The organism is Pseudomonas sp. NBRC 100443, from assembly GCF_030268185.1.
Taxonomy (GTDB): domain Bacteria; phylum Pseudomonadota; class Gammaproteobacteria; order Pseudomonadales; family Pseudomonadaceae; genus Pseudomonas; species Pseudomonas citronellolis.
On record NZ_BSQE01000013.1, the window covers coordinates 126890 to 147230 of the forward strand.

Below are 20341 nucleotides of genomic sequence, written 5' to 3' on the forward strand. Positions count from 1 at the left end.
TAACGCCGAAATACCCGAGCACACCGAACGGCCCCTCTCCCTTCAGGGAGAGGGGGGCTTGTCCGTGCCGAGAAAGGTTTTGGCGCCAATCGGAAACTTCGTGGTAGCCGGCTAACGCCGAAACACCCGGGCACACCGAACGGTCCCCTCTCCCTTCAGGGAGAGGGTTAGGGAGAGGGAGCGGAGTTGAGCCGACACGTCGTTGCCAAAGGGAAACACCATTCGCGAGCAAGCTCGCTCCTACAAGTGACAAAAAAGCCGCCCCAAGAGGCGGCTTCTTCATTCACCGACCGCTCACAGCACCTGCCGCAAAAAGCTCTGCGCCCGAGGATCGGCCGGCTGTTCGAAGAACTGCGCCGGCGGCGCGTCTTCCAGCAGCTTGCCGTGGTCGAAGAACAGCACGCGGTCGGCCACTTCGCGGGCGAAGCCCATCTCGTGGGTGACGCAGACCATGGTCATGCCTTCCACCGCCAGGGCCTTCATCACGTCGAGCACCTCGCCGACCATCTCCGGGTCGAGCGCCGAGGTCGGCTCGTCGAACAGCATCACCTTCGGCTCCATGCACAGCGCGCGGGCGATGGCCACGCGCTGCTGCTGGCCGCCGGACAGGCGCGAGGGGTATTCGTTGGCCTTCTGGCCGATGCCGACCTTGGCCAGCAGCGCCTTCGCCTTCTCCTCGCGCTCGGCCTTGCCGCGCTTGCGCACCACCTTCTGCGCCAGGCACAGGTTCTCCAGCACGGTCATGTGCGGGAACAGGTTGAAGTGCTGGAACACCATGCCGACTTCGCGGCGGTAGGCGTTGATGTCGGTCTTCGGGTTGGCCAGGTCGACGCCGTCGATGCTCACCGAGCCGGAGTCGAACTCCTCCAGGCCGTTGAGGCAGCGCAGGAAGGTGGACTTGCCCGAGCCGGAGGGCCCGATCACCACCACCACCTCGCCCCTGTCCACGCGGGTGGTCACGTCGTCCACCGCGCGCACCACGTGGCCGCGGGTGTCGAACACCTTGGTCAGGTTGCGGACTTCAATCACTTTGTCCGAGCCTCCGTTCCAGCCGGCTCGCCATATGCGACAGCGGCAGGTTGATGACGAGGTAGAGCGCGGCCACGCAGAACCAGATCTCGAAGGTGGAGAATGAGGTGGTGATGGCCTCGCGGCCGCTCTTGGTCAGTTCGGTGATGGCGATCACCGAGACCAGCGAGGTGTCCTTGACCAGGCTGATGAACTGCCCGGCCAGCGGCGGCAGCACGCGCTTGAAGGCCTGCGGCAGGATCACATGGCGCATCGACTGCGCCGCGCTCAGGCCCAGGGAGCGCGCCGCCTCGTCCTGGCCGCGGGCGATGGACTGCACGCCGGCGCGGACGATCTCGGCCACGTAGGCGCCGGTGAACAGCGCCAGCGCGGCCACCCCGGCGAACTCGCGGGACAGGTTGAGCACGGTGCCGATGAAAAAGTAGAAGATGAAGATCTGCACCAGCAGCGGCGTGCCGCGCACCAGCTCGACGTAGAGCGTCGAGAGGTCGTGCAGCGTGGGGTTCTTCGACAGCCGGCAGAGGCCGGTGAACAGGCCGATGGCCAGGCCGATCGCGCCGGAGACGAAGGAGATCCACAGCGTGGTCCACAGGCCCCAGGCCAGCGGGCCGGCGGCCCAGTGGCGCTGCACGCCGACCACGTCGCCTTCGCCGACGTCGTCGTTCTCGGAGAACTGCAGGCTGTCGCCGGCCACGTTCAGCACCTGCTGTTTGCCGTCGTCGTCGACCAGGGTGACGCGGGCCTCGCGGCCGGAATCCTCGATCTTCTCCACCCGCGAGACGGCGTCCGCACGTTGCGGTTCCTCCGCCTGGTAGGCGAAGTACTGGGGAACGCGGTTCCAGCGCCACTCGTAGGAAATCAGCGAGGTGGAATACCAGATGGCCAGGCCGATCAGCAGGAGGATCAGCGCGGTCAGCCCATGCCAGGGCCAGGTGGGGCGTTTGCTTCTAGTCACGTATCTTTACCGTGAAAATGCGAACGCGCAGGCCGGGGCCTGCGCGTCGGGTCGAACAGCGTCGGACGCGGATTATTCCATGTCCTTCAGCCAGTCGGTGCTCTTGAACCACTTGTCGTGCAGACGATCGTAGGTCCCGTCCTCGTGGATCTGCTTGAGGAAGTTGTTGATCCAGTTGATCGAGTCGTAGTCACCCTTCTTCAGGCCGAAGGCCAGCGGCTCGTAGGTGAACGGCTGGTCGAGGAACACCAGCTTGCCGGCGCCGAACTTGCCGACCGCGACCACGTTGTAGGGCGAGTCGTAGATGAAGGCGTCGGCCTTGCCGTTGACCACGTCCATGACCGCCTCGGGCTCGTTGTCGAAGCCGTGGTACTGGGCCTTGGACAGCTGCTTCTTGGCGACGAACTCGCCGGTGGTGCCGATCTTCGAGGTGATGCGGTACTTGGCGTCGTTCAGGTCCTTGTAGGACTTGATGGTGCCTTCCAGCTCCTTGCGGATCAGCAGGGTCTGGCCGACCACGATGAAGGGATCGGAGAAGTTGACCCGCAGGTTGCGTTCCTGGGTCAGGGTCATGCCCGAGCCGATCATGTCGAACTTGTCGGTCAGCAGCGCCGGGATGATGCCGTCGTAGCTGGTGGAGACCAGCTCCAGCTTGACGCCCATGGCCTTGGCCATGGCCTTGAGCAGGTCGACCTCGAAGCCGACGATCTGGCCACGCTTGTTGGTCATCTCGAACGGCATGTAGGTCGGGTCCATGCCCACCCGCAGGCTGCCGCGCTTGACCGCGTCATCCACCGCGCCGGCCTGTGCCGCGCCCACGCCGGCCAGGGCGCAGACGCCCAGCAGCAGCGATGCCAGATACTTTTTCATTCCCCACACTCCCAGACAGTCGAAATTGAGTCGTGCGCACGTCGGCACGGCATCCAGTGGCGGTCTTTATGCCGCGCGAAGCCTCGCCGGGCGCTGAAGGGTGCGAATCCTACCCTCTGTCGCCGTCCGTCGGGAGTCTTTCTGGATCGATGGCGCAGGTTAGCAGCAGTAAAGCGCCGGGAAAACCGTTGCAAGGCGTTGCCACTCCCCGCCTGGCGACGGGGAGCGGCTCGCGGTCAGGACTGCGCGGCGGGCAGGCCCACGCCGGCGCCGGCCGGCGGCGCCAGCGGCAATGCCGGGCTGTGCGCGTCGGCCTGCACCGACTTGCGCCAAGGCTCCAGCCAGTTCTCGTGGCCGCCTTCCCACACCTGCAGGTGCAGGCGCGAGAGCGCCACCGGGTCGCTCAGCAGGGCCAGGCGGGCCTCGCCGGCGACGGCCTGCGGGCCGCCTTCCAGAGCCTGCTGCACACGCCGCTGGCGCGCCGCCTCGATGGCCTCGGAGCGGGCGTGGCGCGCGGTGCCCATGGCGCAGGCCAGGGCGTTGAGCAGCGGGTCGGAAACGCTGCGGACGAAGCCGTCCTTCAGCGCCTGCCAGCGGTTCTGGTAGGTGTACTCGTCGGTGGAACGCAGCTCGCGCGGGGTGTCGTATTCCTCGGGGATGAGGAACAGCTTCTCGTCGCGCGAGGCCAGGCCCAGGTTGACGCGGCTGGTGATCACCGACACCGGGATGGACAGCATCAGCGAACCGACGATGGGCGACAGCCACCACAAAAAGCGCGGGTTCAGCCACACCACCAGCAGCGCCCAGGCCAGGCCCAGCAGGGTCTGCATACCGTGGCGGCGCAGCGCCTCGCTCCAGGGCGTGGCGTCGTCGTCACGCTGCGGCGACTTCCACTGCGCTTCCCAGCCGAGGAACGCGGCCAGCACGAAGCGGGTGTGGAAGAGCATGCGCACCGGCGCCAGCAGCACCGAGAAGAGCATCTCCAGGAGCATGCTCAGGGTGACCTTGACCACGCCACCGAAGGCCTTGGCGCCCTTGGCCCAGATCAGCATGACGCTGAGCAGCTTGGGCAGGAACAGCAGGGTCAGGGTGGTGGAGAACAGCGCGATGGCCTTCTCCGGGTGCCACTGCGGCCAGATCGGGAACAGCTGGCGCGGCTCCAGGAAGTACTGCGGCTCCATCAACTGGTGCACCGCCAGCAGCGCGGTGGACAGCACCAGGAAGAAGAACCACAGCGGCGCCGACAGGTAGGACATCACCCCGGTGAGGAACACCGCGCGGTGCACCGGGTGCATGCCCTTGACCAGGAACAGGCGGAAGTTCATCAGGTTGCCGTGGCACCAGCGGCGGTCGCGCTTGAGCTCGTCCAGCAGGTTCGGCGGCAATTCCTCGTAGCTGCCCTCCAGGTCGTAGGCGATCCACACGCCCCAGCCGGCGCGGCGCATCAGCGCGGCCTCGACGAAGTCGTGGGAGAGGATGGCCCCGGAGAACGAGCCCTTGCCCGGCAGCGGCGCCAGGGCGCAGTGCTCGATGAAGGGCTTCATGCGGATGATTGCGTTGTGGCCCCAGTAGTGCGACTCGCCCAGCTGCCAGAAGTGCAGGCCGGCTGTGAACAGCGGGCCGTACACACGGGTGGCGAACTGCTGCATGCGCGCATAGAGGGTGTCCATGCCCGAGGCCTTGGGCGCGGTCTGGATGATCCCCGCCTCCGGGTTGGCTTCCATCAGCCGCACCAGCTTGGCCAGGCAGTCGCCGCTCATCACGCTGTCGGCGTCCATCACCACCATGTACTTGTACTGGCTGCCCCAGCGCCGGCAGAAGTCGTCGATGTTGCCGCTCTTGCGCTTCACCCGCCGGCGGCGGCGGCGGTAGAACAGCTTGCCGAAGCCCTTGGTCTCCTGGCACAGCTCGATCCAGGCCTGCTCCTCGGCCACGGCGATGTCGGCCTGGTAGGTGTCGCTGAGGACGAAGAAGTCGAAGTGCTCCAGCTCGCCGCTGGCGGCCACCGACTCGAAGGTGGCGCGCAGGCCGGCGAAGACCCGCGGCACGTCCTCGTTGCAGATCGGCATGACGATGGCGGTGCGCGCGTCGGCCGCGATCGGCTCGTTGCCGGCGCTGCTGCCGGAGATGCGGTAGCGGTCGCGGCCGCTGAGCAGCTCCCAGAAGCCCATCAGCGCGGTCCAGAAACCGGCCGAGACCCAGCAGAAGAGGATGGCGAAGAGCAGCAGCACGCCGAACTGGATCAGGTACGGCAGCACCTGCTGCAGGGTCTGCAGCCAGGTCTGGCGGTTGATCTCTTCCAGGTCGATCAGCGCCCAGCCCTGGTACGGCAGGATGCCCTTCATGTAGTAGGTGGCGATGCTGGTCTGGCCGAGCATCAGCAGCAGCAGGATCATCCGGCGCAGCGAGCCGACCCGCTGCCAGCGCGCCTTGGGCAGGTCGCGCACGGGCTTGGACGGGTTGCCGCGGCCGAGCAGGCGGCGCCAGCCGCGCACCAGCACGTTGGTCCGCCAGGGTTCGGGCAGCACCTTGGTGCGCTGGATCGGCGGCGCCGCTTTGAGGTAGGCGCGGCCGTTGTCGTCCAGGCCGAGCATGCCGGTTTCCTGCAGCTCCTGGCCGTAGCCGAGCAGCAGGCGCGGGCCGATGGAGCCCAGCGCCGCATCGTCGGTGGCGACCGGCGCGGTGCCGGCCTCCTCCGCCAGGCGCTGGTGCAGGTCACTGAAGGAAGCGCTGCGCGCCAGGCGCTCGCGCCCTTCCGCGGTCAGCGGAAGGTGCTCGAGGTATTCGCCCAGCGGAGCCTTGTGGGTGGTCGTGTTATTCATCGGCAGGCAGCTGGTAGCTCCAGGTTTCGGACAGGGTCTGTCCATCTTTGACCAGGGCCGCACGCATTTCGGTCGGCTTCTTCGGATCCTTCACCTTGATCCGCAGGGTCAGGCGCCAGCCCTGGGTCACAGGGTTGTAGCGCAGGTTGTTTTCCTTGACCTCGGCGTTGTCGTCGGTGCTCACCTGGGTGGTCACCGCGGCGTCGGCCGGCAGGACCTTGAGGTTGGCGCCCTCGAAGTCCACCACCAGGGCGGTGCTGCCGTCGGGCTGGCGGATCAGGTTGGCCTGCTTGACGTCACCCACCGAGCGCAGGGTCTGCTTGACCTGGGCGACCTTCTGCGAGTGCAGGGCGTCCTCGTCCATGGTCCAGTGCATGCGGTAGGCGTATTCCAGCGGCTGGCCGGCCTCCGGGCGTTTCTCCGGGTTGAAGAAGGCGACGATGTTGTCGTTGGTCTCGTCCGGGGTGGGGATCTCGACCAGCTCGACGCTGCCCTTGCCCCAGTCGCCGCGCGGCTCGATCCACAGGCTCGGGCGCAGGTCGTAGCGGTCGTCCAGGTCTTCGTAGCGGCTGAACTCGCGGCCGCGCTGGAGCAGGCCGAAGCCTTTCGGGTTCTCCACCGCGTAGCTGCTCACCGACAGGTGTTTCGGGTTGTTCAGCGGGCGCCAGATCCACTCGTCGTTGCCGGCATGGATCTGCAGGCCGGTGGAGTCATGCAGCTCCGGACGGAAGTTGTGCTGCTCCGAGGGCTGGTTGGAGCCGAACAGGAACATGCTGGTCAGCGGCGCCAGGCCGAGCTTGGTGACCTTGTCGCGCAGGAACACCTTGGCCTGCACGTCGACCACGGTGTCCTTGCCGGGGCGCAGGACCAGGCGGTAGGCGCCGGTGGCGCGCGGCGAGTCGAGCAGGGCGTAGATCACCAGGTGCTTGTCCTGGGGCTTGGGTTTCTCGATCCAGAACTCGCGGAAGCGCGGGAACTCCTCGCCGGAGGGCAGCGCGGTGTCCAGCGCCAGGCCGCGGGCGGACAGGCCGTAGACGTGGCCCTTGCCGACCACGCGGAAGTAGCTGGCGCCGAGGAAGGTGGCGATCTCGTCGAGCTTGTCGGCCTTGTTGATCGGGTAGAGCACGCGGAACCCGGCGTAACCGAGGTCCTTGGTGGCATTGGCGTCGAACTGCAGCGTACCGAAGTCGAAACGCGCGGGATCGTACTTGATCTCCTTGACGCTGGTGGCCGTCACCTCGTTGATCTTCACCGGGGTATCGAAGTGCATGCCCTGGTGATAGAAGCTGAGCTTGAACGGCTCCTTCTCGTCGGCCCAGTAGGCCTTGTCCATGCGGAAGCGGATCTGCTGGTAGTCGGCGAATTTCATCTCGCTGAATACCGACGGCAGGTTGCTGGTCGGCGCGCTGTACTTCTCGCTGGCCAGCTTCTTCGCCTCGCCGGCGACGTCATCGATGGTGAAAGCCCAGGCGTGAGAGGCGCCCAGGGCCAGGAAAGCGGAGCCGACCAGCATCAGGTCGCGCAGGAAATTACGGGAAGCGGTGTGTTGAACGGAACGAAAAATCACGAGTCCCCCTCGTCCGTGAACTTGAAAAAACCAAGGCCGACCCTGGCAATGCCAAAGTGCCGGCGATTGAATTCCGACCCCGGTGAGCCCGAATGATTCCCCGCGATTGCGAAGAACCCTTGCCCGGCCTTGTGGCCTGGGCTTCCGGGGAGCCATTGTTCTAGTCGCATGCGAGTTGCCATCATCCTGCGGCCCGATTACGGACTGCCGCCTGTTCACGCCTCCAGAAGAAAGGTCACCGGCCCGTCGTTGACCAGGTGGACCTGCATGTTGGCGCCGAACCGGCCGGTAGCGACCAGCGGATGACGGGCTCGTGCCTGATCCACGAGATGTTCGAACAACTCGGCGCCCCGGGCTGGCGGCGCCGCGCTGGAAAAGCTCGGCCGCAGGCCCTTGCGGGTGTCGGCGGCCAGGGTGAACTGCGAGACCAGCAGCAGGCCGCCGCCGACATCGCCCAGAGAAAGGTTCATCTTACCTTCAATATCGGCGAACACTCGATAGTTAAGCAGCTTGTGCAGCAGCCGCTGGGCGCTCGCCTCGTCGTCCTGGGGCTCCACGCCGACCAGCGCCAGCAGGCCCTGGTCGATGGCGCCGACGATTTCCCCGTCGACTTCCACCCGTGCGGCGCTCACCCGCTGGATCAGCCCCTTCATTCGGCCTCCGGGGGCAGGTTCAGCAGGCGCCGGCCGATTTCGTTGGTGGCGCGCACCAGGGCATCGGCGATGCCCGGCTCGCTGGCGGCGTGGCCGGCGTCGCGGACGATCTGCAGCTCGCTGTTCGGCCAGGCCTTGTGCAGCGCCCAGGCGTTGTCCAGCGGGCAGACCACGTCGTAGCGGCCGTGCACGATGACGCCGGGCAGGTGGGCGATGCGGTGCATGTCGCGCAGCAGCTGGTCCGGTTCGAGGAAGGCGGCGTTGACGAAGTAGTGGTTCTCGATGCGGGCGATGGACAGCGCGCGGTGCGGATCGCTGAAGCGGTCGACCACCGCCGGGTTGGGCCGCAGCGTCGCGGTGCGCCCTTCCCAGGTGGACCAGGCGCGCGCGGCGTGCATCTGGGCGATCTGGTCGCTGCCCACCAGGCGCTTGCGGAAGGCCTGCATGAGGTCGCCGCGCTCGTCCGCCGGGATAGGCGCCAGGTAGTCCTCCCAGTAGTCGGGGAACAGCTGGCTGGCGCCTTCCTGGTAGAACCAGCGCAGATCCTGCGGGCGGCACAGGAAGATGCCGCGCAGGACCAGGGCGTGGACGCGCTCGGGGTGCGTCTGGGCGTAGGCCAGCGACAGCGTCGAGCCCCAGGAGCCGCCGAACAGCACCCATTTCTCGATGCCCAGGTGCTGGCGGATGCGCTCCATGTCGGCCACCAGGTGCCAGGTGGTGTTGTCGTCCAGGCTGGCGAAGGGCGTGGAGCGCCCGCAGCCGCGCTGGTCGAAGGTGACGATGCGGTACAGGTTGGGGTCGAAGAAGCGCCTGGACAGGGCGTCGCAACCGGCACCCGGGCCGCCGTGCACGAAAAGCACCGGCAGGCCGTCCGGTATGCCGCTTTCATCCACGTAGAGGACGTGCGGTTCATCGACGGCCAGCTGGTGCCGGGCGTAAGGCTTGATTTCCGGATACAAAAGCTGCATGGCGCACTCCTGAATCTTTACGTACGGTCCGTCCCTCGACCGGATACCATCCCTTGCGTGTCCGGCATGATACCTGTGCCCGCGCAAAACCGATAAAGGAGTTCACTCGGGATGCCGAGGAAGTTGTATCTTTGCCTGCTGTGCGTCATTTGTCTGCTGGGCGGGTGCAGCAGCGACTCCCCCCAGGACCAGTTGAACGACGCGGTGCGCCAGCTGCAGCGCAACCTCGACGAGCGCGCCACCAGCGCCGTGCTGGCGCAGTTGCACGAGGATTTCCGCGCCCAGGGCGAGTACGACCGCGACTGGGTGCGCCGGACCCTGGCGCAGCTGTTCGTCCAGCAGCCGCGGGTGCGCTTCATCACCCTGGGCCGCAGCAGCCGCGTCGACCGCAACTATGCCGACGTCGGCCACTCCCGGGCGGAACTGGCGCTGACCGGCGGCGACGACCTGCTGCCCGAGCGCAGGCGCAACCGCCCCTACAGCGTAAGCCTGGAATGGCGACGCGACGGTGACACCTGGAAGCTGGCGAGGCTCGACTGGCGATGAACCCACTGCAACACCGCATCCGCGCCGCCGGCCTGCTGGTCCGCGAGCAGAGCATCCTGCTGGTGCGCCACGAGGTCGACGGCGACGTCTACTGGATTCCCCCGGGCGGCGGCTTCGAGTCGCACAGCGACCGATCGACGCGCGACACCGTGAAGCGCGAATGCCGCGAGGAAACCGGGCTGGAAGTGGAGGTCGGGCCGCTGGTGTACGTCCGCGAGTTCGCCGAGCCGCTGGCCGGGCGCTTCCACATGGAGCTGTTCTACCGCGTCGACGCCTGGCGCGGCGACCTGAGCCTGGACAACCTGCGCGGCCTGGGCGGCGACGAGTTCGCCATCCACGAGGTGGCCTGGGTGCCGCGCGCCGACCTGACCGCCCTGCCCTCCTTCTATCCCGCCGAACTGCTCGACGACGTCTGGGAACGCCTGGCCGCGCCGGCGCCGCTGATCCGCCACCTGGGCCTGCAGGTATGAAACGCCGCTGGCTCCTGCTGCTCGCGGCGCTGCTGGTCCTGCCGATGCTGTTGCCGGAACGCCCGGTCATCCCGGTGCAGGGCGCCAGCCAGCGCGACTGGAACCGCCGTTCGTTCTGGTACGAACCCTGGGGCATTTCCGGGGTGCACAAGGGCATCGACATCTTCGCCGACGCCGGCGCCCCGGCGCTGTCGCCGGTGCCGGGGCTGGTGCTGTACCGCGGCGAGATCGGCCTGGGCGGCAAGGTGGTGCTGATCCTCGGGCCGAAATGGCGCCTGCACTACCTGGCGCACCTGCAGGCCTGGAACGTGGCGCCGCTGCAACCGGTGGGCCGTGGCCAGGTGGTCGGCGCGGTGGGCAGCTCGGGCAACGCCGCCGGCAAGCCGCCGCACCTGCACTACGCGGTGCTGTCGCTGCTGCCGCGGCCCTGGGCGGCCACCGACGAGACCCAGGGCTGGAAGAAGATGTTCTTCATCGACCCCGGGCAGTTCCTCCTGGCGCGCTGAACGGCGAACTTTGGAAACACTCCCGGCGTGGCCGCGGGGGGCGCGTCTGCGCTACGGTGCCGGGCTTATCTTCATTCCGAAAAGGAGTTCGACATGCTGGCCAGGCCCCTCGCCCTGCCCCTGCTGCTGTGCCTCGCCCTGCTCGCCGGCTGCGGCAAGGACGACCCGCAAGCCGCCCTGGAAGCCGCCGTGCAGCAATTGTAGGCGAACATCGAAGCGAAGAAGACCGGCGCCGTGCTCGACCAACTGGCCGACGACTTCCGCGCCCAGCAGGTCAACGACCGCGACTGGGCCCGGCGCACCATGGCGGTGCTGTTCCTCCGTCACCAGAAGATCGGCGTGCTCGCCCCGGCGAAGAACAGCTGGATCGACCCGGCGGTCTCGCGCCGCGGCTACACCGAGGCCAAGGTCGGCCTGACCGGCGCCGAGGGGCTGATCCCCGACAGCGCGCGCCTGTACGACGTGAAGCTGGAGTGGTGGCTGGACGACGGCGAGTGGAAGCTGGCCCGGCTGGATTGGGAATGACCGCGCGCCCCGCGCCGAGAGGCTTTTCGTAGGATGGGTTGAGCTTGCGAAACCCATGCGGTCACGGTGATGGGTATCGCTTCGCTCAACCCATCCTACGATTGTCAGGCGCCCCCTGTAGGAGCGGACCTTGTCCGCGATAGCCGGACATATCGGCGCGATTCGCGGATGGGATCCGCTCCTACGCTGCCCCACCCACGCCATTCCCCTGTAGGAGCGCGCCCTGCGCGCGATATCGCGGGCAGGGCCCGCTCCTACAGGTTGTCGGGAAGCACGGTATTCCTCCCCCCGTAGCGGACCTTGTCCGCGATAGCAGGACATATCGGCGCGATTCGCGGATGAGATCCGCTCCTACGCTGCCCCACCCACAGCGTCCCCATGTAGGAGCGCGCCCTGCGCGCGAATCGCGGGCAGGGCCCGCTCCTACGCCCACCCTACGAAAAGCATCTCGGCAAGCGCCGTGCGCGGGCGTTTCGTCAACGGCCGTAACGCTCCCGGCCCCAGGCCAGGAAGGTCTCCAGCATCTTGCGCAGCACCGCGGCGGTCGGGCCGGCCAGGTCTTCGCGGTAGGCGAAGGGCGCCTGTTCATCCATGTAGTTGCACTGCGCGAGCTCCAGTTGTACCGCGTGCACGTGCTGCCCGGGCTGGCCGTAATGGCGGGTGATGTGGCCGCCCTTGAAGCGCCCGTTGAGCACGTGGCTGTAGCCCTCGGCTTCGGCGCACACCGCCTGCAGGCGCTCGGCGAGGTCCGCCGGGCAGCTGTTGCCGGAGTTGGTGCCGATGTTGAAGTCCGGCAGCTTGCCGTCGAACAGGTGCGGAATGTGCGAACGGATCGAGTGCGCGTCCCACAGCAGGGCGTAGCCGAACTCGGCCTTCAGCCGCGCCAGCTCCTCGGCCAGCGTGCGGTGGTACGGCGTCCAGACTTCCGCCAGGTAACGCGCGCGCTCCTCGGCCGAGGGCGCCTGGCCTTCGTGGAACAGCGGGCGGCCGTCGAACAAGGTGTCCGGATACAGGCCGGTGGTGGCCGTGCTGTACAGCGGCTTGTCGTCGGCCGGGCGGTTGAGGTCGATGACGTAGCGCGAGTAGTTCGCCGCCAGGGTGCTGGCGCCCAGCTCGCGGGCGAAGTCGTAGAGGCGCGGGATGTGCCAGTCGGTGTCGGCCAGTTCCTTCGCCTCGTCCACCAGGCCGGCTTCCACGGCCGGGGTCAGGCGCGTGCCGGGGTGCGGCATGCTCACCAGCAGCGGCACGCGGCCGCGGCTGAAGCTCAGTACGTTATCCACAGGAGACTTCCTCTGCGTGACGGATGATGCGCTTGGGCAGGTCGCCGCCGAGCCAGTAGGCCAGCTCGGCCGGGCGCTGGATGTCCCAGGCGACGAAGTCGGCGAGCTTGCCCGCCTCCAGGCTGCCGTGGTCGGCTTCCAGGCCCAGGGCGCGGGCGGCGTGCAAGGTGACGCCGGCCAGCGCTTCTTCCGGGGTCAGGCGGAAGGCGGTGCAGCCCATGTTCAGCATCAGGCGCAGCGACAGCGCCGGCGAGGTGCCGGGGTTGAGGTCGCTGGCCAGGGCGATGGCCACGCCGTGCTTGCGCAGGGCGTCCATCGGCGGCAGCTGGGTTTCGCGCAGGACGAAGAAGGCGCCCGGCAGCAGCACCGCGACGGTGCCGGCCCTGGCCATGGCGATGGCGTCTTCCTCGGTCATGAATTCCAGGTGGTCGGCGGACAGCGCCTGGTAGCGCGCCGCCAGGCTGGAGCCATGCAGCGACGACAGCTGCTCGGCGTGCAGCTTCACCGGCAGCCCCAACGCCTTGGCGGCCTGGAACACCCGCTCGACCTGCGCCGGGGAGAACGCCAGGTGCTCGCAGAAGGCATCCACCGCGTCCACCAGGCCTTCCTGCGCCAGCGCCGGGAGGATTTCCGCGCAGATCAGCTCGATGTAGTCGTCGGCACGATTGGCGTATTCCGGCGGCAGGGCATGGGCCGACAGGCAGGTGGCGCGCACCGTCACCGGCAGCACCTCGCCCAGGCGCCGCGCCACGCGCAGCATCTTGCGCTCGCTGGGCAGGTCCAGGCCGTAGCCGGACTTCACTTCCAGCACGGTCACGCCGTCGGCCAGCAGCGGCCGCGCGCGCTTGATGGCGCTGGCCAGCAATTCTTCCTCGCTGGCCTCGCGGGTGGCGCGCACGGTGCTGGCGATACCGCCGCCGGCGGCGGCAATCTCCGCGTAGCTGACGCCTTGCAGGCGCAGCTCGAATTCGGCGCTGCGGTCGCCACCGAACACCAGGTGGGTGTGGCAATCGATCAGCCCCGGGGTCAGCCAGGCGCCGCCCAGGTCGTGGCTGCGCTGCACCTCGTGCAGCGGCAGTTCGGCGTGTGGGCCGATCCAGTGGATGCGCGCGCCCTCGGTGAGGATCGCGGCGTCCTCGATGATCGAGTACTTGCCGCCGGCCATGGTGGCGGCGTGGCAGTTGTGCCAGAGCTGTTTCATGCAATCCCCTCGTATCACGGCCGTTCGGGCAGCACCATCTGCGTCGGCACATGGCGCACATCACCGCGTGCCAGGAAGTAGTAGACCATGGCCGGCAGCACCAGGCCGACCAGCCAGGAGATGTCCACACCCCCCAGCTTCTCCACCATCGGGCCGCTGAAGAAGGCGGTATCGATGAACGGCATCTGCACCAGAACGCCGAAGGCATAGACGCCGATGCCGGTCCAGTTCCAGCGCCCGTAGCGGCCATCCGGGTCGCCCAGGGCCGGAATGTCATAGCGTTCGCGGGTGATGCAGTAGTAGTCCACCAGGTTGATCGCGCTCCAGGGGGTGAAGAAGGCCAGGAGGAACAGCAGGAAGGACTTGAAGGCCGTCAGGAACGAATGCTGCCCGGCCAGCGCCAGGGCGGTGGACAGCCCGACGATGCCCAGCACGAACACCAGGCGCTGGACGCGGGAGATGCTCAGCTGCCCGCGGAAGCCACTGATGATGGTGGCGATGCACATGAAGCTGCCGTAGGCGTTGAGCGTGGAGATGGTCACCTTGCCCAGGGCCACGCTGAAGAACAGCGCCGAGGCCATCAGGCCGCTGGCGCCGAGGCCGACGATGTAGGCCACCGGCTGGCCGGAAAAGGCCTTGCCGGCCAGGGCGGCGGCGAACACGCCGAGGACCATGGAGGCCTGCGAGCCGAGCACCGAGCCGGCGCCGACGGCGAAGAAGGTCTTCAGCGACGAGGTGCCGCTGGGCAGGTAGCGCGAATAGTCGGCCACGTAGGGACCGAAGGCGATCTGCCAGGACGCCGACAGCGACACCGCGAGCAGGAAGCTGCTCCAGGCGAAGTGGCGGTTGTCCAGCAGCGCGCCTATGTCGTTGGCCGACAGCAGGCGCACGAACAGATAGACGAAGGCCAGCACCCCGATCACGCTGGCGACCTTGCCCAGCGCATGGATGACGCGGTAGCCGCAGACAGTCAGCACCACGATGACCGCGGCGAAGATCAGGATGCCGGCGCTCTCGCTCACCCCCAGCAACGCGCTCACCGCCTGCCCGGCCAGCACTGCGCCGGTGGCGTTGAAGCCCACGTACATGACGCACACCAGCACCAGCGGGATGACCGCGCCGAGCACGCCGAACTGCACGCGGCTGGAGATCATCTGCGGCAGCCCCAGCTTGGGCCCCTGGGCACCGTGCAGGGCCATGACCGCGCCGCCGAAGACCTGACCGATGAACAGGCCGATCAGCGACCAGAACACATCGCCGCCCAGCACCACGGCCAGCGCCCCGGTGACGATGGCGGTGATCTGCAGGTTGCAGCCGAACCACAGGGTGAACTGGCTGAACAGGCGTCCGTGCCGCTCGCGCTCGGGGATGTAGTCGATGGAACGGGTTTCGATCAGGGACTTACCAGCCATGAAGCTCTCCTCGCTCGCGGTCGCTCGTGGCGGCCGCGCCATTGTTGTTATGCACAGCGATTCCCGATACGTCGCGGGCGGCGCGCCGCCCGCCAGCCCACCGTCACTGGCGGGCGTTCTCCAGCACAGCGCGGGAGATGATGATCTTCTGTACTTCCGAGGTGCCCTCGAAGATCCGCAGGATGCGCGCATCACGCACGAAGCGCTCCAGCGGCAGGTCGCGGATGTAGCCGTAGCCGCCATGCAGCTGCAGCGCGGCGTCGGTGATGTAGCCGCAGGCCTCGGCGGCGAACAGCTTGGCGGTGGCCGATTCCAGGCTGAAGCGCTGGCCGCTGTCGCGCCGCGCCGCGGCCTTCTGGGTCAGCAGGCGCGCGGCCTCGAATTGCGCGTGCATGTCGGCGATGCGCCATTGGGTTCCCTGGTAGGCCGACAGCGGCTTGGGACCGATCTGCCGTTCGTCCACCCACTTGAGCGCATATTCCATGGCCGCGCGGGCGATGCCCAGGGACATGGCGGCGACTTCCACGCGACCGCGGTCCAGCACTTCCATGGCGGTGCGGAAGCCCTGGTTCTCGGCGCCCAGCAGCGCCGAGTCCGGCAACCAGCAGTCCAGCGCCAGCTCGTAGATGGTGCTGCCGCGCAGGCCCATGGTCTTCTCCGGGCTGGAGAAGCTCACGCCCTCGGTGCCCTTGGGAACCATGAAGGCGCTGATGCCACGGGCGCCGGCCTCGGCGTCGGTCTTGGCATAGAGCACGATGAAATCGGCTTCGGCGGCGTTGGTGATGTAGTGCTTGCTGCCGCGAATGCGCCAGCCGCCCGCCTCGCGCACGGCGCGGGTGCGCATGTCCGCGGGGTTGGAGCCGGCGGCCGGCTCGGTGAGGCCGAAGGCGCCCAGCAACTCGCCGCTGGCGCAGCGCGGCAGCCATTCCTGGCGCTGCGCCTCGGTGCCGCCGATGAGGATGGAGTCGGTGGCCAGGAAATGCGCGGTCAACGCCGAGGCGGTGGAAGCACAGGCCGCGGCCACCGCCTCGACCACCGCGCTCATGGCCAGGCTGCCGATGCCGAAGCCGCCGTACTGCTCGGGCAGGTTGATGCCCATGAAGCCCAGCTCGCCCAGGGCCCGCAGGCTGTCTGCGCAAAAGCTCTCGGTCTCGTCGTAGCGCTGCGCATTGGCAGCCAGCACCTCGCGGCATACGCGCTCGGCGGCGTCGACGATGGCCTGCTCGGTGGTGTCGATATCAAAGTTCATTCACAGCTCCCGCTTTTTCCTCGAGGCCGAACGCGGCGTTGCTTTCTCCCAGGCGCGGCGCACGACTCGTGACATGGGGCTTGCGCCCGTTGAAGAACACCGGCTGCGGCACCAGCGGCGGCAGGCCGTCGCCCGGCTGCAGCAGCAGTTGGCGCACCTGGGCCTGCTCGCTGCCGGTGGCCTCGGCGAGGTTCCACACCGGCGAGGCCGGCACCCCGGCGTCCAGCAGCAGGTCGCAGGCCTGCTCGACGCTGTGGCGACCGGTCCAGGCCTCGATCTCGGCGCGCAGGGCCTGCTCGTTCCGGGTGCGCGAGGGGTCGTCGGCGAAGCGCGGGTCGTCGGCCAGCTCAGCGCGTCCGATGCTTTCGCAGAAGCGCCCGAACAGCTTGTCGCTGGCCACCGCGATCACCACCAGGCCGTCGGCGGCGCGGTAGGTGTCGAAGGGCGTCGAAACGGGGTGGCGGTTGCCCACCAGGCCCGGCGCGCGGCCATGGGCGAACAGATTGGAAAGCCCGGTCATCTGCAGGCTGACCAGCACGTCGAACATGGCCACGTCGATGTACTGGGCGCCGGCGCCGCGCTCGCGGGCGAACAGCGCGCTGCTGATCGCCCAGGCCGCGTAGACGCCGGCGCACAGGTCGCCGAGGGCTTCGCCGCTGCGGGTCGGGCCGGTCTCGGCGAAACCGGTGACGCTCATCAGCCCGGACATCGCCTGGGCGACGATGTCGTAGGCCGGGCGCCGCGACAGCGGGCCGCTCTGGCCGAACCCGGAGATGCTGGCGTAGATCAGCTTCGGATTCAGCGCCTTGAGGCTGTCGAAATCGATACCCAGGCGCTGGGTGACCCCGGGGCGGAAGTTCTCCACCACCACGTCGGCCCCGGCCACCAGCTCGCGGAAGCGGGCCAGGTCGGCGGGCGCCTTGAAGTCCAGCTCGACGCTGCGCTTGCCGCGGTTTATCAGGCCGAAGTAGACGCTCTCGCCGTCCTTGAACGGGCCGAGGTGGCGACTGTCGTCTCCATGCCCCGGTACCTCGAACTTGATCACCTCGGCGCCCAGGTCGGCGAGCATGGCGGTGCAGTGCGGCCCGGCCAGCACGCGGCTCAGGTCCAGCACCCGCACGCCCTGCAGAGGCCGCGCGGCGGGTATTTCAGTCACGCTGCTCATCATCGTCCGCTCACTTGCCGGTGATCATCGGCAGGTTCAGGCCCTGTTCCTTGGCGCAGTCGATGGCGATCTGGTAGCCGGCGTCGGCATGGCGCATCACGCCGGTGCCCGGGTCGTTGGTCAGCACGCGGGCGATGCGCGCTGCGGCTTCGTCGGTGCCGTCGCAGACGATCACCATCCCCGAGTGCTGCGAGAAGCCCATGCCCACGCCGCCGCCGTGGTGCAGCGAAACCCAGGTGGCGCCGCTGGCGGTGTTCAGCAGGGCGTTGAGCAGCGGCCAGTCGGACACGGCGTCGGAGCCGTCCTGCATGGCCTCGGTCTCGCGGTTCGGGCTGGCAACCGAGCCGGAGTCCAGGTGGTCGCGGCCGATCACGATCGGCGCCTTCAGCTCGCCGCTGCGGACCATCTCGTTGAACGCCAGGCCGAGCTTGGCGCGCTGGCCCAGGCCGACCCAGCAGATGCGCGCCGGCAGGCCCTGGAAGCTGATGCGCTCCTTGGCCATGTCCAGCCAGCGGTGCAGGTGGGCGTCGTCGGGGATCAGCTCCTTGACCTTGGCGTCGGTCTTGTAGATGTCCTCGGCGTCGCCCGACAGCGCGGCCCAGCGGAACGGGCCGATGCCACGGCAGAACAGCGGGCGGATGTAGGCCGGAACGAAGCCGGGGAAGTCGAAGGCGTTGGCCACGCCCTCTTCCTTGGCCATCTGGCGGATGTTGTTGCCGTAGTCGAAGGTCGGCACGCCCTGCTTCTGGAAGTCGAGCATGGCTTTGACGTGCACGGCCATGGACTGCTTGGCGGCCTTGACCACGGCGGCCGGCTCGGTCTGCGCGCGGTCGCGGTACTGCTCCCAGGTCCAGCCGATCGGCAGGTAGCCGTTGAGCGGGTCGTGGGCGCTGGTCTGGTCGGTGACCATGTCCGGGCGCACGCCGCGGCGCACCAGCTCCGGGAGGATTTCGGCGGCGTTGCCCAGCAGGGCGATGGAGATGGCCTTGCCTTCGGCGGTGTACTTGGCGATGCGCGCCAGGGCGTCGTCCAGGTCCTTGGCCTGTTCGTCGACGTAGCGGCTGCGCAGGCGGAAGTCGATGCGGCTCTGCTGGCACTCGATGTTCAGCGAGCAGGCGCCGGCCAGGGTCGCGGCCAGCGGCTGGGCGCCGCCCATGCCGCCCAGGCCGGCGGTCAGCACCCAGCGGCCCTTGAGGTTGCCGTCATAGTGCTGGCGGCCGGCTTCGACGAAGGTTTCGTAGGTGCCCTGGACGATGCCCTGGCTGCCGATGTAGATCCAGCTGCCGGCGGTCATCTGGCCGTACATGGCCAGGCCCTTGGCGTCCAGTTCGTTGAAGTGTTCCCAGGTGGCCCAGTGCGGCACCAGGTTGGAGTTGGCGATCAGCACGCGCGGGGCGTTGGCGTGGGTCTTGAACACGCCGACCGGCTTGCCGGACTGCACCAGCAGGGTCTCGTCGTCGCTCAGCTCTTTAAGGGTGGCGACGATTTTGTCGTAGCACTCCCAGTTGCGCGCGGCGCGGCCGATGCCGCCGTACACCACCAGCTCCTTGGGGTTCTCCGCGACTTCCGGGTCGAGGTTGTTCATCAGCATGCGCAGCGGGGCTTCGGTCAGCCAGCTCTTGGCGTTCAGCTGGGTGCCGCGCGGGGCGCGGATTTCGACGTCGCGGAATTTGTTGTTCGAGTTGCTCACGGGATGACTCCTGACTCGGTTGACTGACGGGCCGGCCTGGCGGCGGGTTCGGTGTGCGGACGCCCAGGACGTCCGCACACATATAAGCTTGTACATACAAGCATATGCATGAGAGGGGCCAACCTTGTCGGCGGCCGTCATGAATCTCTCTGAAAGGGCTCTGGACTGCGCCATTGCTGGGCTGCAGGCGGACCTTGGCGGTGTGCGGGAGCGCTGGGATGGACGGGCGAAGTGTTACCCACAACGGAGCCGGTGACACTTTTTGAAGCACGGCGCCCCGTTGCGGGGCATCGTCGGGTAACAACGCGGAGCGTCATCCGCCCCGGGCGACGGATGACCGGGAAAGGCTATCGACCGGCGGGCCGCTCAGGCCTGTACCTTTTTCCTGTAGGCCATGGATTCGTCGATGCGCCTGAGGATGTAGTCGCCGGCCTTCACCGGCGGGTAGAGGCTCTGCGCGTCGCCGATGCCCAGGTCGCGCGGATCGACCAGCGCCTGGTAGTTGGGGTCGAAGAAGGTGGCGATGGAGTAGCGCTCGTGACCGGACTTGTTGATGACCCGGTGCAGCGTCGAACGGAAGCGGTCGTTGGACCAGCGCGCCAGCAGGTCGCCGACGTTCACCACCAGGCTGCCGGCCAGGGGCGTGGCATCCACCCATCTCTGGCCGCCCAACTCGCGTACCTGCAGGCCGCCGCTGTCGTCCTGGTACAACAGGGTGATGCAGCCGTAATCGGTATGCGGGGCCACGCCGAACAGGTCGGCCTCGGCCATGGGCGGGTGCGGTGGATAGTAGATGGCCTGGGTCCGCTGCAGCGGCTTGTGGTACTTGCCGGCGAAGAAGTCTTCGTCGATCCCCAGGCTGACCGCCACGGCGCGCAGCAGGTCGGCGCCGGCCCGGCCGACCGCGGCGTAGTAGGCCTCCAGCGCGGCGCGCAGCCGCGGCAGGAACGCCGGCCACTGGTTGGGCCCGCGCAGGGCCTCGCCGGCCACCACGCAGGGGTCGTCTTCCGCCAGTTCCAGGCCGATGCTGAAGAACTCCTTCAGGTCCGGCTTCGTGGCCTGATACATGGTCGCCCCGCCGATACGATGGAAGCCGCGATGGCGCGCATTCACCGCCACCTGCACCTTCACCTCCAAGGGCAGCGCGAAGAACTCCCGCGCCGCGCCCATGGCCTCGTCGATCACCTGCTGGGGCACACCATGGTTGACGATATAGAAGAAGCCAATCTCGGTGCAGGCGCGCTGGATCGCCTGCCCGGCACGCAGCAGGCTTACAGCGTCGCCCCCGGCCACGCCAGCCATGTCGACCACGGGAATGGAAAGGTTCTGACTCATGGGGACTCCTGGACGACGCCGGCGCATCCGGCAGCTAGGGTTATCGGAACGGGCGGGGCCCGCGGAATGCCGCCACGAGAAGCGGTATATACAGCTAA

The 20341-nt window shown here is 67.9% G+C and carries 17 protein-coding genes and 1 pseudogene; 4 read left to right on the forward strand and 14 right to left on the reverse strand.

Annotated elements, in window-relative coordinates:
• Positions 1 to 294 precede the first annotated feature (294 nt).
• The 7 genes from QSJ95_RS18225 to pip form a co-directional block, all read right to left on the reverse strand.
• On the reverse strand, positions 295 to 1029 hold the full coding sequence (locus QSJ95_RS18225; protein WP_043268418.1) for an amino acid ABC transporter ATP-binding protein: 735 nt from the start codon (positions 1027 to 1029) through the stop codon (positions 295 to 297).
• A complete protein-coding gene (locus QSJ95_RS18230) occupies positions 1022 to 1984 on the reverse strand; it encodes an amino acid ABC transporter permease (RefSeq protein WP_009613709.1) in 963 nt (320 codons plus the stop codon). Before QSJ95_RS18230 ends, QSJ95_RS18225 begins: the two co-directional genes overlap by 8 nt.
• Before the next feature lie 72 nt (positions 1985 to 2056).
• Positions 2057 to 2854 carry a transporter substrate-binding domain-containing protein gene (locus QSJ95_RS18235; RefSeq protein ID WP_009613710.1) on the reverse strand — a complete coding sequence of 266 codons (798 nt, stop codon included), beginning with the start codon at positions 2852 to 2854 and terminating at the stop codon, positions 2057 to 2059.
• 236 nt (positions 2855 to 3090) lie between these two features.
• Positions 3091 to 5676, reverse strand: a complete 2586-nt coding sequence (mdoH, locus tag QSJ95_RS18240) for a glucans biosynthesis glucosyltransferase MdoH (RefSeq protein ID WP_064584739.1) — start codon at positions 5674 to 5676, stop codon at positions 3091 to 3093.
• Entirely contained in the window at positions 5669 to 7243 is a 1575-nt protein-coding gene (locus QSJ95_RS18245; protein ID WP_009613713.1) for a glucan biosynthesis protein G, read from the reverse strand. The genes mdoH and QSJ95_RS18245 overlap by 8 nt, the downstream gene beginning before the upstream one ends.
• A gap of 215 nt (positions 7244 to 7458) precedes the next feature.
• Complete coding sequence (gene dtd, locus QSJ95_RS18250; protein WP_009613714.1) at positions 7459 to 7896, reverse strand: D-aminoacyl-tRNA deacylase; 438 nt, start codon at positions 7894 to 7896, stop codon at positions 7459 to 7461.
• Positions 7893 to 8864: a prolyl aminopeptidase gene (pip, locus tag QSJ95_RS18255; RefSeq protein ID WP_009613715.1), complete on the reverse strand. Its 972-nt coding sequence runs from the start codon at positions 8862 to 8864 to the stop codon at positions 7893 to 7895. Before pip ends, dtd begins: the two co-directional genes overlap by 4 nt.
• A gap of 111 nt (positions 8865 to 8975) precedes the next feature.
• Here pip and QSJ95_RS18260 point away from each other — a divergent pair, with 111 nt between their 5' ends.
• From QSJ95_RS18260 to QSJ95_RS18275, 4 genes and pseudogenes are all read left to right on the forward strand, one after another.
• Positions 8976 to 9410, forward strand: coding sequence for a hypothetical protein (locus tag QSJ95_RS18260; RefSeq protein ID WP_064584740.1), 435 nt, complete (start codon positions 8976 to 8978; stop codon positions 9408 to 9410).
• Positions 9407 to 9880: an NUDIX domain-containing protein gene (locus QSJ95_RS18265; protein ID WP_009613717.1), complete on the forward strand. Its 474-nt coding sequence runs from the start codon at positions 9407 to 9409 to the stop codon at positions 9878 to 9880. The genes QSJ95_RS18260 and QSJ95_RS18265 overlap by 4 nt, the downstream gene beginning before the upstream one ends.
• Positions 9877 to 10386 carry a M23 family metallopeptidase gene (locus tag QSJ95_RS18270; RefSeq protein ID WP_285644351.1) on the forward strand — a complete coding sequence of 170 codons (510 nt, stop codon included), beginning with the start codon at positions 9877 to 9879 and terminating at the stop codon, positions 10384 to 10386. Before QSJ95_RS18265 ends, QSJ95_RS18270 begins: the two co-directional genes overlap by 4 nt.
• A gap of 93 nt (positions 10387 to 10479) precedes the next feature.
• A pseudogene (locus QSJ95_RS18275) lies at positions 10480 to 10911 on the forward strand (hypothetical protein).
• Positions 10912 to 11387: 476 nt separating this feature from the next.
• Here the strand turns inward: QSJ95_RS18275 and hutG are convergent.
• From hutG to QSJ95_RS18310, 7 genes are all read right to left on the reverse strand, one after another.
• On the reverse strand, positions 11388 to 12191 hold the full coding sequence (gene hutG, locus QSJ95_RS18280; protein WP_285644353.1) for an N-formylglutamate deformylase: 804 nt from the start codon (positions 12189 to 12191) through the stop codon (positions 11388 to 11390).
• Positions 12184 to 13392, reverse strand: a complete 1209-nt coding sequence (hutI, locus tag QSJ95_RS18285; protein WP_285644355.1) for an imidazolonepropionase — start codon at positions 13390 to 13392, stop codon at positions 12184 to 12186. Before hutI ends, hutG begins: the two co-directional genes overlap by 8 nt.
• A 14-nt stretch (positions 13393 to 13406) precedes the next feature.
• Positions 13407 to 14804, reverse strand: coding sequence for a purine-cytosine permease family protein (locus QSJ95_RS18290; RefSeq protein ID WP_285644356.1), 1398 nt, complete (start codon positions 14802 to 14804; stop codon positions 13407 to 13409).
• A 103-nt stretch (positions 14805 to 14907) separates the two neighbouring features.
• Complete coding sequence (locus tag QSJ95_RS18295; RefSeq protein ID WP_009613724.1) at positions 14908 to 16053, reverse strand: acyl-CoA dehydrogenase family protein; 1146 nt, start codon at positions 16051 to 16053, stop codon at positions 14908 to 14910.
• Positions 16043 to 17218: a CaiB/BaiF CoA transferase family protein gene (locus QSJ95_RS18300; RefSeq protein ID WP_285644357.1), complete on the reverse strand. Its 1176-nt coding sequence runs from the start codon at positions 17216 to 17218 to the stop codon at positions 16043 to 16045. The genes QSJ95_RS18295 and QSJ95_RS18300 overlap by 11 nt, the downstream gene beginning before the upstream one ends.
• Positions 17219 to 17228: 10 nt before the next feature.
• Positions 17229 to 18908 carry a urocanate hydratase gene (hutU, locus tag QSJ95_RS18305; protein ID WP_285644358.1) on the reverse strand — a complete coding sequence of 560 codons (1680 nt, stop codon included), beginning with the start codon at positions 18906 to 18908 and terminating at the stop codon, positions 17229 to 17231.
• A gap of 366 nt (positions 18909 to 19274) precedes the next feature.
• Positions 19275 to 20243, reverse strand: a complete 969-nt coding sequence (locus QSJ95_RS18310; protein ID WP_285644360.1) for an isopenicillin N synthase family dioxygenase — start codon at positions 20241 to 20243, stop codon at positions 19275 to 19277.
• Positions 20244 to 20341: the final 98 nt, after the last annotated feature.